Source organism: Streptosporangium sp. G12 (assembly GCF_052983175.1).
The window spans coordinates 17,785-34,126 of the sequence record NZ_JBRIQO010000015.1 but is presented as its reverse complement, the minus strand read 5'-3'; the positions used below and the strand labels follow the sequence as shown (position 1 = coordinate 34,126).

Genomic DNA, 16,342 nt, shown 5'->3' with positions numbered 1-16,342 from the left:
CGCTCGCCCCCTTCCGCGTCGGTGTCGAGTGTGAGGCGGACGGCCTTCCTCGTCCAGCCGAGACCGAGGTACGGGCGCGCGAGGTTCGCGTCCAGCTTCAACGGCACCCCAAGCTCGTCATGCACCGAACGCTGTGAGGCCTTGCGGCCGGGGGAACGGCAAATCGCCTCCCGGTCCGTCGCGGGCGGGAAGGGCGGTCCGGGCCCTCTCCAGGCGCGAGACATCGCCGGAGGTCACCGAGCCGGTGCCGGACCGGGCCAGCTCCTTCATTCGCCCGGCCCACCACGACAGCTCCGCCGCGGCCTCGCCCGTTGCGAACATCCCGGCCGCGCGCTGGAAGCGGATCAAAGTGTCCAGACGCCGCTGGTCATGGGTGGTGTCCGACGCCCAGAGCCGCGCGAGGCACGCGTTGGCCGCTGCCACCAGGACAGGCGCGTACGGCTCGATCCACGCTGACCCCTCTCCCGCGGCGAGCAGGCCGTCGGCGGCGGCCTCCAGGTCGTTCCCGCTGCCCGTCCGCTCGTGCCGCCTGAGGAGCAGCGCCGCGTGGAAGCCGCGAAGCAGCGGCGCGTACGGCGCCAGGTCCGGCGTCGCCTCCCGGGCCCGCCGGGTGAGCTCGACGGCCACATCGAGAGCGGGCACGTCCCGGCCCGACAACACATGAGACAGGGCGGCGGCGCCCTGGAGCAGGCCGTGCACCGCGGGCGGAAATATCTCGCCCGCCGAAGGCGCGGTCACGGCCGGGGCCGTGACCGGTGTCCCCGCCACGTACCCGATCATCGCCCGCAGCGCCTCGGTGAGACCGGCGACGGTTCGCCGGGCGAGGGCCGCGGGCACGCCGATCGCCCGGCACTCGCGCAGGAGTTCCCAGCGCGCGTAGTAGCGGGCGGCGCCGACCTCGTCCTGGCGGAACAGCGCATCGGCGACGAGTGCTTGCGCGAAGGCGTCGAACCCGTCCTCCGCCGTCATCGAGAACTCGACGACCGCCGCGGCGGCGGCTGGGAGGCACCGGGCGTCGATCAGCGCCTCCCAGCCCTCGATGACACGGTCGGACACGTACTTCCCGAGCGAGTATTCGATGCCCAGAGCGGTCCTCGCCGACCGGTGCCGGTCAATCATCATGACGACGGCGGCCGCGGCCCGAGCGTCGGGCCCGGCGCCCTGGAGCAACTCGTGCAGCCGCCAGGCGAATTCCGGCGTCTCCACCAGAGGATTGCCGGAAATCCGCGAGACCAGTTCGCGGGTGTCGCCGGCGGCGTCCAGGCAATCTCGCACGGCGGCACGCACATCCTCCTCGCGCGTCATGGCACCGCCCTTCCGGAAACGGGGACGGAGCCGGGCTCGGAGCCGGCCAGTCGCCGGCGGACGGACTCCAGGCGGCCGGCCAGCGTCGCGTCCCTCTCGCGCAGCGCCGACAGGTCCGAGCGGGCGGCGAGGAGATGGGACCACAGGACGCTGCATCCCTGGTCGAGGAAGGCGACGGCGAGAGCGGTGTCCCCCGCGTCGAGCGCGGCGCCGGCGGCGTCCCCGGCCAGGAGCATCGTCGGCCGCAGCATCCGCTCCTGATCCGTGCGGGGCAGCCCAGGCCAGGCGAGCACGGGCAGGAGCTGGATCGCGGTGCCGAACGCCTCGATCGTGTCCGGCGAACCCGGTGACGTCCGCGCAGACATCCTGGCCCAGGCGATCGCGCAGGTCATCCGGACCGATGTGGCCGCCGTGGGCGACAGCGCGGCTCGCCGCCAGCAGTCCAGGGCCCGGTCGCGGGCCGCTGGATCGCCCGACTGGTCGAACAGGTGGGCGTTGGCGCCGCCCAGGTTCAGCAGGAGTTCCGCGTGGACCGGTGACTCCGGCGGGGTGTGGGCCAGCCCCGCCTCCGAGACCTCCACCGCCCGGCGCAGGTCGGCGGGGTCGGCCGTCTCGGAGAACCTGTCCCGCAAGTGCCTGCCCAGGTTGGAAAAGAGGAACGAGCGCATCGGGTCGTCGTCGGCCACCCCGGCCAGCGCGCGTTCCAGCAGGCCGATCGCCCGGCGCAGGTCGGGGCCGGGCGCGTCGCCCGAGCTGCGGGTGGCCAGGGCCGAGGCGTGCCCGGCCAGGGCCGTCGGGGTGAGCGAATGGCCCTCGGGCAGCAGGTCCGCGGCACGTTCCATGAGGGCGACCGCGGCGGTCAGATCCTCGTCCGAACGACGTGCCCGGTGCCGGTCGAGCAGCGCCTGCGCCAGGTTCGTCAGGGAGACGGCCTGCCGGTCCGGGCTGGGGAGGGGGCCGGCCAGGGACTGCCGGTAGAGGTCCACCGCCCGGTCCAGGTCGGCCGAGTCGCCGAAGTGGCCGTACCTGGTGTGCAGCGCGGTGGCGAGGTTGACGAGGTGGTCGATCCGGTCAAGGGCGTTCTCGGGCGTGGCCGCGACCGCGTCCTCCGCGACTTCGATCGCCTCGTCGAGGCTGTGCCGGTCGCCGCTGAGCTCGAACTCGTTGCGCAGCGCGAAGGCCAGGTTGGACGAGGCCGCCGCCCGATGCTCGCCCTCGGGGGCCTCGGCCGTCGCCGTGCGGTGGGCCGCGATGGCCTCGCGCAGCGCCTCCCTGCTGCCGCTGCGTTCGTGCAGCTTGCGCAGCACGACAGCCAGCTGCCTGTGGTCGGCCGGAGTGGCGTCGGCGTCGGCGGTGACCTCGCGCATCAGGCGTACCGCCTCCCGCAGGCCGTCCAGCTCCCCGATGTTCTCGAACCGGAAGGCGAGGACGCGCGCCATGAGGCTGCGCGCCTGCCGGGCGTCGTCGCTGCCGGGCGGGGCCGCGGCCGTCAGCCGGTGCGCCAGCCGCATCGCCTCGTCGAGGTCACCGGGCGCCCCGAAGCCGCGATAACGGTCGGCGAGCAGGGTGGCGAGCGCGCGCAGGAGCCCTTCGGCGTCCAGGCCGGGGGCGGGCGGCATCCGGCCGGCCGCGCGCAGGAGTTCCACGGCCTCGTCGAGGTACGCCCGTTCGCCGGTCAGCTCGAACCTGTCATGCAGCAGGCCCGCGGTGGCGGCGCAGGCCACAGGCCGGATCTCCGGCAGATGCTCCGAGCGGCTGATCGCCTCCCTGCCGGCCGCGATGGCGCGGTCGAGATCCTCGGTCCGGCCGCTGCGCTCGGCGGCTCGCCCGAGTGAGGTGGCCAGGTAGATCAGCCTCTCCGCGCGTTCCGGGGCCTCGGGGCCGGTGCTGTCCACCAGCCGCTGGGCGGTGACCGCGGGGGCGTACGGGGTGCCCGCGCCGGGCGGCGGCTCTGACCGGAGCTGGAGGTGGTACAGGCTGGTCAGGACCGACGGCAGATCGGCGTCGTCCCGCGCCGCGACCTGCTCCAGGATCGCGATCGCCTCTTCCCGGTCACCGGGGTGCCCGTGCCTGTGGTGGCGGAGGCTCAGCGCCGCGCCCAGGTTGGTGAGGTCGCTCGCGTGGGTGGGATCGTTCTGGTCCGGCGTGTACGCGATGGCCAGCCGCAGCAGCTCGACCGCCTCGTCGAGAGCCGGTCCGTCCGGCTCGGCCACGCTGCTCAGCGTCGCGTGGGCGCGGTTGCCCCAGAGGTCCGCCGCGTGCCGGAGGCCCACGGCGAACCCCGACCGCAGCGGCTCCGGAAGTCGTGTGTTCCCGAGCCGGGCCGCGGTCTCGAAGTACACCAGAGCGAGTTGCAGGTACGGGAGGTGCTCCCGCGGCGCGGCGCGATACAGGCACCAGCACGACCAGCCCAGCGTCTCGAGCAGCCGATGTTGCCGAGTCGCGTCACCAAGCTCGCCGGACGCCGTGATCCGCATGAGCGCCGCCGTCTCGGCCAGGGCGGACGGGCCGGCGAAGGCGTTCCGGTCGCCGCGGTCGGCGAACCGTGAGATCCGCCGCCACGCGGTTCGGACCAGGCGGTCGGCGTCCTTGTAGTCGCGGTTACTCACACTTCTCGACCGCCTCGATCGCCGTAGCCGCGGACAGGTCCGCGGTGACCTCCCCGGTTTTGGTCTTCAGGACGGCGCGGCCGCCGCCGACGCGTACGACGGACCCGCATGTCGTACCCGCCGGGCTGGTCACCGACAGCGACGGCTTGCCGGCCTCGGGGCCGTACCAGGTCGCGCCGACCGCGGCGACGAGGAGCGCGGCGCACAGGAGTGTCAGCGCGATGCCGCGGCGCATCGCCGCGGCCGAGACGAGCGCTTCGAGGTGGTCGGCGGCGCGGCGCGGCGGGAGCGTCCTGGTCGAGGCGACCGAGGGCCGCCCGTGCGCCGCGCGGATGAGCAGAAGCGCGGCCACGGCGCCGACGACCAACGCGACCAGGAGCAGCACGCCGACCACGACGGCCCATCCCCGGTCGAGTTGCCCGACGTCCGTGCGGCCCTTGACCAGGCTGAACCCGATGAGCGCGGCCAGCAGCCCGCCGAGACCGTTGCGCCAGGCCGCCGCGGCCTCGCGGACGCGGGGGAGCTCGGTGCGCAGCAGATGGTCCCGATCCTGGGCGGCCAGCAGGTGGGCCGGGGCGGCCGGGCCGGGGCTGGGGGAGAGGCGGCGACTCACCGCGGCTGCGCCGAGATGGTGAGGGTCCAGTAGGCGCCGCACCCGTAGCGGCCCTCTGGGCGGGCGGGGTGATCGTCCTCACAGGTGCACATCATCGGTTCGACCGTCTCCGAGGCCGCCGGCGGTCGCGGCCTGCGCCGCAACCGGTCGCGTGCCGAGCGGGAGGACCGCACGATGCCGCTTACGAGGGGTATCTCGATGGGTGCCCGGCAGCGAGGACAGGGACCGCGGAGGATCAGGGTGCCGGGATACGGTTCCTCGACGGTGAAGCTGTCCGCGGCGAGCCGGGCGTACGCCTCGTCGGTGATCTCCTTGTAGGGCAGCGGCTCGCCGTCCGCCGGCGAAGAGGCGCTGGCCGTCATGGACTCTCCTTCAGGGACCGATGTGGACGAACGGCGTCCAGGCGCTCGGTGGCAGGCGTCGGACGTCGCGGAGCAGGTGGATCGCCCCATGCAGGGCGTGGGCGGAGCGGTCCGGCTCGAACCGCCCGGACGAGGTGAGATCCGCGTACACGGCCTCGGCGACGTCGGCCGCCATGTCGTCGTACACCGACCAGAGAGTGCCGATGACCTGCCGGTAGCCGGTGTAGTGGAGGGCGGCGGCCAGGGTGATCGCCTCGTCGGGCAGGTCGACACCGCCGGTGGCCGTCATGCACGCCGACAGGAACGCGAACTCGCCGCGGTACTGCTGCGCGCTGATGTCGGCGATGGTGAGACTACGGTCGTGCAGGACCAGCCCGCCCTGCGACGGGGCGGCGAGGTTCTGGCCGCCGTGGCAGCAGAAGTGCGCCCACCTGTGCCGGGGCAACTCGGCCTGTACCGCCTCCGTGGTCGCGACCTCGCCCTCCAGCAGGGTGATCCGGGAGGCGAACAGGGAGGCGAGCAGGTCCCTCTCGCGCGCCACGTCGGTGAGCGGCACTTCGCCGGCCGTCTCCTCCAGGGCGACGACCAGCATGCGCTCGTCGTCGGGCCGCAGGTCCAGGGGTTGCCGGGCTTCTCGCAGGGCGCGCAGGGAGGGTGTGTAGGAGGAGATCACCCTGTCCACCACGGCGCGGCCCGTCCCGTCGTGATAGCCGGCCGCGTGCAGGGGCAACAGGGTCAGCAGCCCCGTCGGGCACCACCACACGCGCGGCCAGGGCCGCCCGTTCGCCGGAGCGCCGGTGAGGTCCAGGTCGGCGAGGACGGGGGCGGCGATCTCGTCCCAGAGCCAGGCCAGGAGCCCGGTGAGCATCGTCTCCCGGGCTCTGGCGGCCCGTCCGAGGGCGAGCTTGGCCTCGGTGTAGCGCCTTATCGTCTCGGGGGTGTGGTCGCCATCGTCGTAGAGCTCTCTGGCGGCGTACAGGTCGTGGGCTGCCTGGTCCACGACGTGCAGCACGCGGAGATAGCCACCGGTCCGCTCGGTGACGGCCTTCAGTGTCACCCCTGGCAGGGTCACAGACCGTACGCCGCCGGCGCCGACGATGAGCGCGTCGCAACGCCACTGGCTGATGTTGACCACGACGACCGGGCCGTGCGCGGCGGCCGGCAGCAGGTTTCGCAGGCGCGGCGGCCGGAGGAAGTCCTCGAACCCGTCGAGTTCGCGGACCTGACGGACGAGCTCGTCCCACTCGCGGGCCAGAGCAACCCGCCGGTCGACCGCGCGGGACATGTCCGTCCGTTCATCGGGCATCACATCGCATCACGCCCTCCAGAGGTCCCGGTCGTTCTTCGTACTGTAACCGCGGCGCTGCGACCGGTGAAGGCCGTCCCGATCATCGCCCGCTGTCCCGTCTCACTCAATCTGAGGCATATCGGCAAATCTAATTTCGGCTCGTTTTTTCGAACACAATAGCGATATTACCCTCCTGATTACGGTGAGATCGTCTCGTTCAAGATGAAGCATCCTGCAGTTTTTCTCATCTGTTTGAGGCGGTTGGCGCCCTGAGCAGGCACGATCATCCTGATCCCTACGGGCGAAGCGAAGACATACTTCATGATCAATGAGACGAACGACCTGTCTCCGGCAGAGGCGGCGCCGGTCACAGGATGTACTTCTCCATCAGTGAACCCGCAGGGGCGGATGCGTGGGCTCTGCGTGGTCGTGTCGTGCCCGCAGCGGCGAGGGCCGGGCCTACGAGTACCCCGCTCGTCCGGCCCGGGAGCCTGCCACCGCGCGAACGGCGAGTCGGTGGAGGACATCTGCCCGAACCTGATCATCCCCACCGGCAAGCGCAAGGGACAGCACCCTAGCCTGGCGAGCATCTACCGGGCGCCGGCCGCGCACGAGAAGCAGGCCCACACCGACTTCGCCATGCTCCAGCCGACGACCCCCACGACGACCTCTACGACGAAGGAGTGAGCGGCTGTGGCCGGCGGACACACCCATCAGCTCTACCGGCCGCTGGACACGGCCGTCCACCGGTTGCCGCCGCACTGCAAGCTGGTCGCGATGATCGCGTTCACCCTGGTCGTGGTGGCCACCGACCGGCAGCGATTCGCCGCGTTCGGCCTTTACGCGCTCATCTTGGGCGCAGTCGCCCTGCTGGCGCGGCTACCGGCGGCTTTCATCCTTCGCCGGATGGTCGTCGAAGTGCCGTTCGTGGCGTTCGCCGTGGCGCTGCCCTTTCTCTCCGAAGGTGAGCGCATCAGCGTGCTCGGCCTGCCGATGAGCGTTGACGGGCTGCTGGCCGCGTGGAACATCCTGGCCAAGGCGACCCTCGGAGTGATCGCGTCGATTCTGCCGGCCGCGACCACCGAACCGCGCGCCCTGCTGCTCGGCCCGAACGGCGCGGGCAAGACCACACTGGTGATGCACCTCAACGGCATCCTCACCCCCGGGCTCGGCACGGTGTCGGTGGGCGGGCTGCCCGTGAGGCGGGAGAACCTGCGCGAGATCCGGCGCCGCGTCGGACTGGTCTTCCAAGACCCCGACGACCAGCTGTTCATGCCGACGGTCGGCGAGGACGTCGCCTTCGGCCCGGCCAACCTCGGCCTGCGAGGACAAGAGCTGAACCGGTGCGTCAACGCCGCCTTGGAGCAGGTCGGCCTGCTCCACCTCATCGACCGGCCCCCGCACCATCTGTCGTCCGGCCAGCGGCGCCGGGTCGCGGTGGCGACCGTGCTGGCGACGCGGCCGGAGATCCTGGTCCTGGATGAGCCCTCATCCAACCTGGACCCGGCCTCGCGCCGCGAGTCGGCCGACATCCTGCGCGGCCTGGACGTCACCGTGCTCACGGCCTGCCCTACGCCCTCGAACTCTGTGAACGATCGCTCATCTTGTCCGGCGGAACCATCGTCGCCGACGGCCCGAGCCGCCGGATTCTCGCCGACGCGACGCTGCTGGCCCAGCACCGGCTGGAGCTTCCCTACGGGATGGCCGTCACCGGGTCCTGACCGTCTTAACCCCCGTTCACCCCTTGGCGTGGTGGTGCGGGCCTCGGATGACCGGCCCCCACCCCGGAGCGCGTACCGCTGATCGCGAGAGAGAGCATGCAGACCCGCACAGAGTCCTTCTTGGAACCATCGGACAAGACGCGAATCCAGTGCGAAGGCTCAGACGTCGCGCAGGTGTGCGGGTCTGCCCGCCACCTGCGATCGCGGGGCGCGTACGCCATGTTGCGCATCGCCGTTCCCGACAAGGGCGTCCTGGCCGAGGCCGCCCAGACGATGGTGCAGGAAGCCGGTTACCGGCCGCGCCAAGACAGCACCGAGCGTGTGGTCTCAGATCCGGAGAACTCCTGTGAGGTGTTTTTCCTGCATCCTCGTGACATCGCCGTGTACGTCGGAGAAGGGATGCTGGATGCCGGTATAACCGGCCAGGACATGCTCTTGGAGTCCGAGGCCTCCGCCGAGGAGATCACCACGCTCGGCTTCGGTGAGTCGACGCTTCACCTCCTGGCCAGGGCAGGGAAGTTCACAAGTGTTCGAGACCTCACCGGCCTACGGGTCGCCACCGCCTACCCGCGGCTGCTGGAGAAGTATCTGGCCGAGCGGAAGGTCGATGCTCGGGTCGTCTCGCTGGACGGCGCGGACGAGACCGCAATCCGGCTCGGCGTCGCCGACGCTGTCGCCGACGCGCTTGAGCCGGAGACAACGTGGCCTGACGTCGGGCTGGAGATCTTCGGTGACCCGATTCTGCGTTCGCAGGCCGTGCTGATCAAGCAGGTCTGGGCGCCGGAGAGTACCGGGCTGCGGCAGCTCGTGCAGCGGCTTCGCGGTGTTCTGGTTGCCCGCGACTACGTGATGATGGACTACCGCATCCCGTCCAGGCGTATTGACGAGGCAATCGCGCCGATCCCGGGCATGGAGACCTTCGTGGTCTCGCCCCTGCACCGCGAGGGCTGGGCCGCCGTCCGTGTCATGATCCCCCGCGCGGGGCACCAGCTGAGCATGGACCGGCTGTGGCGGATCGGCGCGCGTGCCCTCCTGGTCACCGACATCTACGCCTGCCGCCTGCGTCATCGCGATACCTCCGGGGGCGTTCGCGTCGCAGGCGGCGCCGCGCACGCAACAAGCTGTACCCCCTGCCATACGCGGGCCGACGCGTCATGGTCGGCGGGCGGGGCGGCCCGTGGTCAGTCCGGGTGGCGGGGGATGCCGGAGACCTCGTGATCGGCGTGGAAGAGAGCCTCACCGATGAGGGTGCGGACATGGACGTCGCGAGCCCGGTACAGCACGCGGCGGCCGTCTCGGCGGGTGCGAACCAGCCCGGCCAGACGCAGTTTGGCCAGGTGCTGGGAGACCGAGGGGCGTGCGACCGCGAGGGCCTCGGCGAGGGAGCCGACGTCGTACTCGCCGGAGGACAGCAGCCACATCAGGCGCAGCCGGGTGGCGTCGCTGAGCATCCGGAAGGCCTCGACGGCGGCCTCCACCTGGGCGCCGGTGGGTTGCTCCTGCGAGGAGGTGGCACCTGAGACGTTGTCGCGTGCATACATGAATACATATACTGCTCGACAGAGTCACCGCTCGCAAGTGAGGTAGCGATGTCTGGTCAGCACAACGCCGATTCTTTGTCTCCCCGTGAGCCCGGCGACCACGGACATGGTCACGGACATGGTCACGGGCACGGTCACGGGCACGGGCACGGGCACGGGCACGAAGAAGCGTCCGCGAGCGGCCGGCTCAGGCGCCTGGCCGGGCGCGTCGGCCACGCTTTCACCCCGCACAGCCACGACAGCGCCGACAAGAGCGACGCGGCGTTGGAGTCCAGCAGCCAGGGGATGCGGGTATTGGCGATCTCTTTCGCCGTTCTCATGGTGACCGCCGCCATCCAGGTGGTGATCGTGGCCTTCTCCGGCTCGGTCGCCCTGCTGGGCGACACTTTGCACAACGTCGCCGACGCTCTGACCGCGATCCCGCTGGCGATCGCCTTCTCCCTCGGGCGCCGGGCGGCCACCCGCCGCTTCACCTACGGATACGGCAGGGCCGAGGACCTGGCGGGCATCGCCATCGTAGTGATCATCGCCGCCTCCGCCGCGTTCGCCGGCTATGAGGCCGTGCGGCGCCTGATCGACCCCCAGGAGGTGCAGGCATTGGGGTGGGTGGCCGGCGCCGGGGTGGTCGGGTTTCTCGGCAACGAGTGGGTGGCCCGTTACCGGATCAAGGTCGGCAGGAAGATCGGCTCGGCTGCTCTGGTCGCCGACGGGCTGCACGCCCGCACCGACGGTTTCACCTCGCTGGCCGTGCTGCTGGGCGCGGGCGGCGCGGCGCTGGGCTATCCGATCGCCGACCCGGTCATCGGCTTGGTGATCACGGTGGCGATCTGCTTCGTCCTGCGGGACGCGGCCCGGGAGATCTACCACCGCCTGATGGACGCGGTCGATCCGGCCCTTCTGGACCAGGGCGAGCAGATCCTCACCGCCACTCCCGGCGTGCGGCGGGTCGGATCGATGCGGCTGCGCTGGATCGGTCATACGCTGCGCGCCGAGGTCGACATCGTGGTCGATCCCGGCCTGTCGCTGCTGCGGGCGCACGCCGTGGCGGTGGAGGCCGAGCACCGGTTGATCCATCATCTGCCCCGCCTCGGCGCCGCCACCGTGCACGCCGACCCCGACAGTCTCGATGGCGCCGACCATCACGCCCCGCTGGCCTCCCATCGCTAGCCTGAGGGATTTTCGCCCCGTCAAGGAGTTCGTCGTGGCCAGCTTCTCCCTGCACCACATGCCCGCTCCTGCTGTGCCCGCCGCGATCGGCGAGATGTTCCGCGTCCTGCGTCCCGGCGGGCTCCTGCTGATCGCCGAGTCCCGCCCGCCGGCCAACCGGTGGGCCGCTCACCTGGTCGGCCGCCTCACCGGTCCCGCCATGCGCGAGGACCTGCGCGGCCGCCTCACCACCTTGATCGAGCAGGCCGGGTTCGACCTGCGGGGCACCGGCCCGCTGGGACCCGCCCTGTACTACCTGCGCGCCGTACGACCCGCCGCCTCTCGTAGCCTCGGGCAAGACTGAACGCGAAGGTCGGCGGGTGGTGCGGTCGCCGTGGCGCTCATCCCCCGGCCTCAATGGTGGCCACCGCGTCCCGTGCTCACAGCCCGGCGTAGGAGTGCAGGGAGCTGAACAGCAGGTTCACCCCGACCAGGTTGAAGAGCAGGCAGGCGTAGGCGCCGATCGCGATGGCGGCCACGCGGTGGGCACCCCATCCCCGGGTGGCCCGGGCGTGCAGGCGCTTGGCCAGCAGGTCGAGCGCCGCCGCCGACGGCCCGTGCGCGACGCCACGATGCCGGGCGCGCAAAAACAGCCCGGAGGTGATCGCCCCCAGGGTGAACGCGCCGAACGCCACGACGGCCGCGGTGACATGGATCAGCAGCCAGTACGAGCGCAGCGCGGGGATGAGGGGACCGGCCTGGGCGTACAGGCCGGTGATCGCCGAGCCGAGCGCGACGCTCATCGCGCCGGCGAGGTAGAGGCCGGCGGAGCGGATGACCGGTTGAGCGCGCGCGACGATCAGGTAGGTGAGCGAGGCGGCGAGCGCGGAGGCGGTCACGAACTCGTACATGTTGCCCAATGGCATCGCCCCGGTCGCCGCTGCGCGCAGGCCGACCGCCAGCGTGTGCAGCGCGGTGGCCACGACCAGCCACAAGGCCGCCGCCCGGCCCGCGATCTGCCGTCGCGTGTGGCCGCCGGGAACAGGCGCGAGCCGTGGGGGGATCGCGGTGGGCGCTCCCACCCTGACCACTGCCGGAACCTCGACGGGTGGGCGATGGCGCAGCACGGCTCGTTCGACGGCGAAGGCGGCCAACGCCAATACGTAGACGATCAGTGCCACGAACATCGCGGCGTCACTGATCAGGGCCAGCTGCTGGTTCATTGCCTCATCTCCCTGCTCTCCCGAAGGGCATCTACTACACGCTGTAGCATTACACGCTGTAGTAGCGGTGGCCGATTCGCCCCCGCCGAAAAATCAGGGAGTGTGCGGTGCGGCGTTCGGCGCAGCTGGTCATCTGCTTGACGGTCTTCGTGGACCTGCTGGGATTCACGCTGATCTTGCCCGCGTTGCCGTTCTACGCCGCCGAGCTGGGGGCCGGTGGCCTGTGGTTCGGGGCGCTGATGGCGTCGTACTCGCTGGCGCAGTTCGTCTCGGCGCCCGTGCTGGGCCGGTTGTCGGACCGCTACGGCAGGCGCCCGCTGGTGCTGGTGGCCCTGATCGGATCGGTGTTGTCGCTGGCGTTGACGGGGGCGGCCGGATCACTGGGATGGCTGCTGGCGGGTCGGCTGCTGGCCGGGGCCTTCGGCGGCAGCATCGCCGTCGCCCAGGCCTACATCGGCGACGCCGTCGCGCCGCAGCGGCGCACGGGCGCCATGGCCCAGATGGGGGCCGCCATCGCGATGGCGTTCGTGGTCGGCCCCGCGCTGGGTGCGGCGCTGGCGCCGTGGGGTTTCGCGGCGTCGGCCTACGCCGCGGCGGCCCTGGCAGCGGTCAACCTGCTGGCCGCGGCCCTCTTTCTGCCCGAACCGGCTCGCCGTCCACGCGAGGAGCGACCTTCGCGGGCACCCGCCGGGCAGGTGCTGCTGCTGACCACCACGCAGTTTCTGGCCATGGCCGCGTTCGTGGGCATGGAGACGACCCTGGCCTTCCTGGGGCAGGCCAGGTTCGGCTGGAGTGTCTCGGCGATCGGCCTGGTGCTGGCCGCCGCCGGGCTCGCCATGGTCGTGGTGCAGGCCGGGCCGGTCGCGCTGCTGGCGCGCCGCTGGGGAGAGGCCCCGGTGGCGGCGGCCGGCGTGACGGTGATGGCGATCAGCATGCCCGTCGTCGCGCTGGCCTCCCAGGTGTGGTGCGTCGTGGCGGTGTGCCTGCTGGCGGCCGGTCACGGCATGGTGACGCCCACCCTGGCCAGCCTGCTGGCCGCGGCGGGCCCGCCGCAGCAGCGAGGAGCCCGCCTGGGCCTGGGCCAGTCGGCGTCGGCCGCGGCCCGTGTCCTGGCGCCCGCCGGCGCCGGAGCGCTGTTCGACCTGACGGTCGTCGCCCCCTACCTGGCCGGGACGGGCCTGGCGGGTCTGGCGGCGGCCTGCGTCCTGGCCGCCCCGGCAGCCGTCCGGGACGGCGAGCGCGCCTAGATAGGCTTCGACGACGCCAAGGGAGGATGCGTGAACAGTCTCGGTGACCTCGAAAGATCCATCATGGACGTGCTGTGGGGCAGTGACGACTCGCTCACCGTCCGGGACGTGGTCAACCGGCTGAGCGATCGGAGCTTGGCCTACACGACGGTGATGACGGTGATGAACCGGCTGGTGCGCAAGGACTTCATCCGGCGCGAACGCGACGACGACGGGCGGACCTGGCGCTACACGGCCGCGGCCGGGCGCGAGGTCTACATCGCCGAGCTGATGTTGTCGGCGCTGAGCGAGACCGGTGACCGCATCGCCGCACTGAGCCGCTTCGCCCGCTCGGTCAGCCACGACGAGGCCGAAGCCCTGCGCGAGGCACTGCCGCACCACCCCGGCGGCACACCGTCATGACGTACGTCGCCCACCACCTGATCGTCCTGCTCACCTGCCTGGCCGCCGCCCTCGTGATGGCTCGCGGCACCTGGTCGTGGCGGGCACCGCGAACCGCCCTGTTCATCTGGCAGGCCATCGGCCTGTCCACGCTGCTGTCGGTCGTCGGTACGGCGGTCGCGGTGGGACTGGCCCCCTACCGGCTCGGAGTGCTGCCCGCCCTGGGGCGGTTCGCCGCCGACCTGGCCGGTGGCCGCCCGCGGCACGACCTGTCGGCCGCACAGGTGACCCTCACCGTCGCCGGGGTCGCGATGGCCGCCTGGGTGCTGGTGGCGTTCGCCGTGAGCGCCCTGTCGGTGGCCTCGCTGCGGCGTCGCCACCGCGCGCTGCTGCGCCTGGTGGCCCGCACCGATCCCGGTGCCCGGCAGGCCCTCGTGCTGGAACATCCCGACATCGCCGCCTACTGCCTTCCCGGCCGTCGCGCGACCATCGTCGTCAGCACCGGCACCCTGGGACTGCTCGGGCCCCGCGAGCTGGAGGCCGTGCTCGCCCACGAGCGCGCGCACGCCCGCGAGCGCCATGACCTGGTGTTGCTCCCGTTCGCCGCGCTGCGGCGTGCCTTTCCGTGGAGCCGAGGCATCCAGGTGATGCTGGAGGCGGTGGCGCTGCTGGTGGAGATGCGCGCCGACGACCGCGCGGCCCACGAGCGCGACCGCCTCGTGCTGGTGGAGGCGCTGCGGCGCTTTCGCGACTGTGACCGTATCCTGTCGCCGGCCGGCACTCTCGGCGGCGCCGGTCAGGACATGGACGCTCGCATCAGCCGTCTGCGCACCCCGGCGCGGATGCCCCTGGCTTTGCGCGTGCTGGCCCTCGCCGCCGCGCTGACCGTGGCCAGTACCCCGCTCAGCCTGTTCCTGCTGCCGATGTGACCGTCGTCCGCGTCAGCGGGGGCGTTCGGGGGGCGGTGTCGGCAAGGCGGCGGGAAGATCGTGGAGGCGGTGGGCGTCGTCGAACAGGGCGGTGCGAGCCAGACGTGCGGAGACCAGGGCGGCCAAGGTGGCGGCGGCCAGCAGCATGTACATCACCACGATCTGGTAGCGGATAGCGGTCAGCGGGTCCACGCCGGCCAGGATGAGGCCGGTCATGGCGCCCGGCAGGCTGATCAGCCCGACGACCTTGGTGGCGTCGACGGCGGGCATCACCGCGGTGCGCAGGGCGGTACGGGCGTGCGAGGCAAAGGCGGCGGCGGCGTCCAGCGCCGAGGTGGGCTCATCCAGCAGCAGGATCTCCGGACCGGTGGCCAGCGCGCGAGCCAGGCCCAGGCGCTGGACCTGCCCCCCGGACAGGCCCTCGGTGGAGCGGGGCAGGAAGGAGGCACCCACCTGCTCCAGCAGGTCGGCGGCGCGAGCGGCATCCAGGCCGGGACATCCCACGGCCAGCTCCTCGGCCACCGAACCGGTCAGCAGCACCATGTGCTGGGCCACCGGAGCGACCCGGCGGCGCAACAGCAGCGGGTCATGGCCACTCAGTGGCCGGCCGTCCAGCAAGATCCGTCCGGCGCTGGGTTCGGCGAGACGGTTGAGCAACCGCAGCAGGCTCGATTTACCCACCCCGCTGGGCCCGGTCACCAGCGTGCAACATCCCGGCGGCAGGTGCGCGGAGATCTCGGCCAGGACCGGTGTGCCCCCGCGATGCAGGCTGACCTGCTCCAGGACGAACCCTTTCTGCCCCATCCGCGCTCTCCTTGCCCTGCTTGGTCGCCACGCCTGCGCCAGGTGAGTGCCGTGCCGACCCTCTTCCTCTTTAATAGTAACCGTGGTTACAGTGACCATAGTTACCGATACCAAGGAGTGCTTCGTGGATCATGATCCCTTGGCGCCGCCCGGCCAGGTGGGGCAGTGGGTGCTGCTGGCCTACCGGATCCCGCGCCAGCCCTCGGCGCCGCGGATCGCCGTCTGGCGCAAGCTGGAGCGGCTGGGGGTGGCCCGCCTCGGCGACGGCCTGGTGGCGCTGCCCGCCGACGCGCGCACCCGTGAGCAGCTCGACTGGATCGCCGAGGAGATCGGCGCCGCGGACGGCACCGCCACGGTCTGGCTGGCCACCCCCGCGAGCCTGGCCCAGGAGCGGGCGATCGCCGAGCAGATGCAGGCGGCTCGCCGGACCGAGTACCTGGCGGTCGTCGCCGCGGCCCGCGCCGTCGAGGGCGCCGGGGCGGGGGAGCGCTCGCGGGTGGCGGGCCGGTTGCGCGCGGAGCTGCGCCGCATCGGCCGCCGCGACTTCTTCGCCCCCGCCGAACGCGACGTGGCCCACCAGGCGGTTCGCGCCCTGACCTCGCCCGAGCAGGCGTCTGAGCAGGTTTCCGCCCGCCGCGGTGACGACCCGGTGGTGGGCAGGGCCGATGAGGACCCAGCGGCCGTCAGGGGCCAAGACGCCGAGACGGCACCGACTTCGAAGGCGGGCCCGCGATGAGGTGGGCGACCCGGGCGGGGGTGCACATCGACCGGGCGGCGTGCGCCTGGCTGATCCGCCGCCACCTCGACGCCGAGGCGCGCTTCACCTTCGTCGACGACCCGGCCCAGGTGCCATCTGAGGCGACCCCGTTCGACATGCGCGGCGTGAAGCTGTCCCACCACGGCGCCGACTGCAGTTTCGAGACGATCCTGCGCACCTACGAGCTGACCGACCCGGTGCTGTGGAAGATCGCCGAGATCGTGCACGAGGCCGACGTCGACGACGAGCGCTACGACGCTCCCGAGGCCCCGGGCCTGGACGTCGTCCTGCGCGGGCTGTCCATGGTCTGCGACGACGAGCGCGTCCTGGAGCTGACCGGCCCGCTGTTCGACGGACTGTACGAGTACTACCGGCGGGCGTTCCTGCTCGGCCGCCCACCCGCCTGAACCGGAGCA

The 16,342-nt window shown here is 71.9% G+C and carries 17 protein-coding genes and 1 pseudogene; 10 read left to right on the top strand and 8 right to left on the bottom strand.

Features of this window, described 5'->3' with window-relative positions; all coding sequences use genetic code 11:
- Window positions 1-117: 117 nt before the first annotated feature.
- From ACVCAG_RS22855 to ACVCAG_RS22835, 5 genes are read right to left on the bottom strand one after another with little or no spacing between them, the layout of a single operon-like run.
- Window positions 118-1,305, bottom strand: coding sequence for a hypothetical protein (locus ACVCAG_RS22855; RefSeq protein ID WP_447190256.1), 1,188 nt, complete (start codon window positions 1,303-1,305; stop codon window positions 118-120).
- Complete coding sequence (locus ACVCAG_RS22850) at window positions 1,302-3,914, bottom strand: hypothetical protein (RefSeq protein WP_447190255.1); 2,613 nt, start codon at window positions 3,912-3,914, stop codon at window positions 1,302-1,304. The genes ACVCAG_RS22855 and ACVCAG_RS22850 overlap by 4 nt, the downstream gene beginning before the upstream one ends.
- On the bottom strand, window positions 3,907-4,527 hold the full coding sequence (locus ACVCAG_RS22845; RefSeq protein WP_447190254.1) for a hypothetical protein: 621 nt from the start codon (window positions 4,525-4,527) through the stop codon (window positions 3,907-3,909). Before ACVCAG_RS22845 ends, ACVCAG_RS22850 begins: the two co-directional genes overlap by 8 nt.
- Complete coding sequence (locus ACVCAG_RS22840; protein WP_440086031.1) at window positions 4,524-4,889, bottom strand: hypothetical protein; 366 nt, start codon at window positions 4,887-4,889, stop codon at window positions 4,524-4,526. The genes ACVCAG_RS22845 and ACVCAG_RS22840 overlap by 4 nt, the downstream gene beginning before the upstream one ends.
- Before the next feature lie 10 nt (window positions 4,890-4,899).
- Window positions 4,900-6,195, bottom strand: a complete 1,296-nt coding sequence (locus ACVCAG_RS22835) for a CHAT domain-containing protein (RefSeq protein WP_440086032.1) — start codon at window positions 6,193-6,195, stop codon at window positions 4,900-4,902.
- Between the two features lie 372 nt (window positions 6,196-6,567).
- Here ACVCAG_RS22835 and ACVCAG_RS22830 point away from each other — a divergent pair, with 372 nt between their 5' ends.
- The 3 genes and pseudogenes from ACVCAG_RS22830 to hisG all read left to right on the top strand — a co-directional run.
- Window positions 6,568-6,864 carry a hypothetical protein gene (locus tag ACVCAG_RS22830; protein ID WP_447190253.1) on the top strand — a complete coding sequence of 99 codons (297 nt, stop codon included), beginning with the start codon at window positions 6,568-6,570 and terminating at the stop codon, window positions 6,862-6,864.
- A 6-nt stretch (window positions 6,865-6,870) separates the two neighbouring features.
- Window positions 6,871-7,980 (top strand): ATP-binding cassette domain-containing protein, encoded by a 1,110-nt coding sequence (locus ACVCAG_RS22825; protein WP_447190252.1) that lies wholly within the window; start codon window positions 6,871-6,873, stop codon window positions 7,978-7,980.
- Between the two features lie 137 nt (window positions 7,981-8,117).
- Window positions 8,118-8,960, top strand: a pseudogene (gene hisG, locus ACVCAG_RS22820) (ATP phosphoribosyltransferase); the annotation flags it as partial.
- Between the two features lie 119 nt (window positions 8,961-9,079).
- Here hisG and ACVCAG_RS22815 read toward each other — a convergent pair.
- Window positions 9,080-9,439 (bottom strand): metalloregulator ArsR/SmtB family transcription factor, encoded by a 360-nt coding sequence (locus ACVCAG_RS22815; RefSeq protein ID WP_440086036.1) that lies wholly within the window; start codon window positions 9,437-9,439, stop codon window positions 9,080-9,082.
- Window positions 9,440-9,487: 48 nt separating this feature from the next.
- Between ACVCAG_RS22815 and ACVCAG_RS22810 the strand changes: the two genes are divergently transcribed.
- Window positions 9,488-10,606 carry a cation diffusion facilitator family transporter gene (locus tag ACVCAG_RS22810; RefSeq protein ID WP_447190251.1) on the top strand — a complete coding sequence of 373 codons (1,119 nt, stop codon included), beginning with the start codon at window positions 9,488-9,490 and terminating at the stop codon, window positions 10,604-10,606.
- Between the two features lie 34 nt (window positions 10,607-10,640).
- Window positions 10,641-10,949: a class I SAM-dependent methyltransferase gene (locus tag ACVCAG_RS22805; RefSeq protein WP_440086038.1), complete on the top strand. Its 309-nt coding sequence runs from the start codon at window positions 10,641-10,643 to the stop codon at window positions 10,947-10,949.
- 76 nt (window positions 10,950-11,025) lie between these two features.
- Here ACVCAG_RS22805 and ACVCAG_RS22800 read toward each other — a convergent pair whose 3' ends face one another.
- The gene (locus tag ACVCAG_RS22800; RefSeq protein WP_440086040.1) at window positions 11,026-11,808 is read right to left on the bottom strand and encodes a cytochrome c biogenesis protein; all 783 of its coding nucleotides are present in this window, start codon (window positions 11,806-11,808) and stop codon (window positions 11,026-11,028) included.
- Window positions 11,809-11,915: 107 nt separating this feature from the next.
- Between ACVCAG_RS22800 and ACVCAG_RS22795 the strand changes: the two genes are divergently transcribed.
- Genes ACVCAG_RS22795 through ACVCAG_RS22785 form a run of 3 tightly spaced genes read left to right on the top strand, consistent with a single transcriptional unit; the run spans window position 11,916 to window position 14,365 of the window.
- Window positions 11,916-13,055, top strand: coding sequence for an MFS transporter (locus ACVCAG_RS22795; protein WP_440086041.1), 1,140 nt, complete (start codon window positions 11,916-11,918; stop codon window positions 13,053-13,055).
- Window positions 13,056-13,085: 30 nt separating this feature from the next.
- A complete protein-coding gene (locus tag ACVCAG_RS22790) occupies window positions 13,086-13,457 on the top strand; it encodes a BlaI/MecI/CopY family transcriptional regulator (protein ID WP_440086042.1) in 372 nt (123 codons plus the stop codon).
- Window positions 13,454-14,365 (top strand): M56 family metallopeptidase, encoded by a 912-nt coding sequence (locus tag ACVCAG_RS22785; protein ID WP_447190250.1) that lies wholly within the window; start codon window positions 13,454-13,456, stop codon window positions 14,363-14,365. Before ACVCAG_RS22790 ends, ACVCAG_RS22785 begins: the two co-directional genes overlap by 4 nt.
- 12 nt (window positions 14,366-14,377) lie before the next feature.
- Here the strand turns inward: ACVCAG_RS22785 and ACVCAG_RS22780 are convergent, their stop codons facing one another.
- Window positions 14,378-15,169, bottom strand: a complete 792-nt coding sequence (locus ACVCAG_RS22780; RefSeq protein ID WP_447190249.1) for an ABC transporter permease — start codon at window positions 15,167-15,169, stop codon at window positions 14,378-14,380.
- Between the two features lie 124 nt (window positions 15,170-15,293).
- On the opposite strand from ACVCAG_RS22780, the gene ACVCAG_RS22775 reads away from it, so the two are divergent.
- Together ACVCAG_RS22775 and ACVCAG_RS22770 are read left to right on the top strand one after the other, a co-directional pair.
- Window positions 15,294-15,905, top strand: coding sequence for a Chromate resistance protein ChrB (locus ACVCAG_RS22775; RefSeq protein WP_447190248.1), 612 nt, complete (start codon window positions 15,294-15,296; stop codon window positions 15,903-15,905).
- Entirely contained in the window at window positions 15,902-16,333 is a 432-nt protein-coding gene (locus tag ACVCAG_RS22770) for a chromate resistance protein ChrB domain-containing protein (RefSeq protein WP_440086046.1), read from the top strand. The genes ACVCAG_RS22775 and ACVCAG_RS22770 overlap by 4 nt, the downstream gene beginning before the upstream one ends.
- The last annotated feature ends 9 nt before the right edge of the window (window positions 16,334-16,342 follow it).

What these genes read in the sequence shown, in the direction of transcription:
- ACVCAG_RS22800 (WP_440086040.1), bottom strand. Translation starts at nt 11,808, where the DNA reads ATGAACCAGCAGCTGGCCCTGATCAGTGACGCCGCGATGTTCGTGGCA.
- ACVCAG_RS22855 (WP_447190256.1), bottom strand. Translation starts at nt 1,305, where the DNA reads ATGACGCGCGAGGAGGATGTGCGTGCCGCCGTGCGAGATTGCCTGGAC.
- ACVCAG_RS22770 (WP_440086046.1), top strand. Translation starts at nt 15,902, where the DNA reads ATGAGGTGGGCGACCCGGGCGGGGGTGCACATCGACCGGGCGGCGTGC.
- ACVCAG_RS22785 (WP_447190250.1), top strand. Translation starts at nt 13,454, where the DNA reads ATGACGTACGTCGCCCACCACCTGATCGTCCTGCTCACCTGCCTGGCC.
- ACVCAG_RS22810 (WP_447190251.1), top strand. Translation starts at nt 9,488, where the DNA reads ATGTCTGGTCAGCACAACGCCGATTCTTTGTCTCCCCGTGAGCCCGGC.
- ACVCAG_RS22815 (WP_440086036.1), bottom strand. Translation starts at nt 9,439, where the DNA reads ATGTATGCACGCGACAACGTCTCAGGTGCCACCTCCTCGCAGGAGCAA.
- ACVCAG_RS22835 (WP_440086032.1), bottom strand. Translation starts at nt 6,195, where the DNA reads ATGCCCGATGAACGGACGGACATGTCCCGCGCGGTCGACCGGCGGGTT.
- ACVCAG_RS22840 (WP_440086031.1), bottom strand. Translation starts at nt 4,889, where the DNA reads ATGACGGCCAGCGCCTCTTCGCCGGCGGACGGCGAGCCGCTGCCCTAC.
- ACVCAG_RS22780 (WP_447190249.1), bottom strand. Translation starts at nt 15,169, where the DNA reads ATGGGGCAGAAAGGGTTCGTCCTGGAGCAGGTCAGCCTGCATCGCGGG.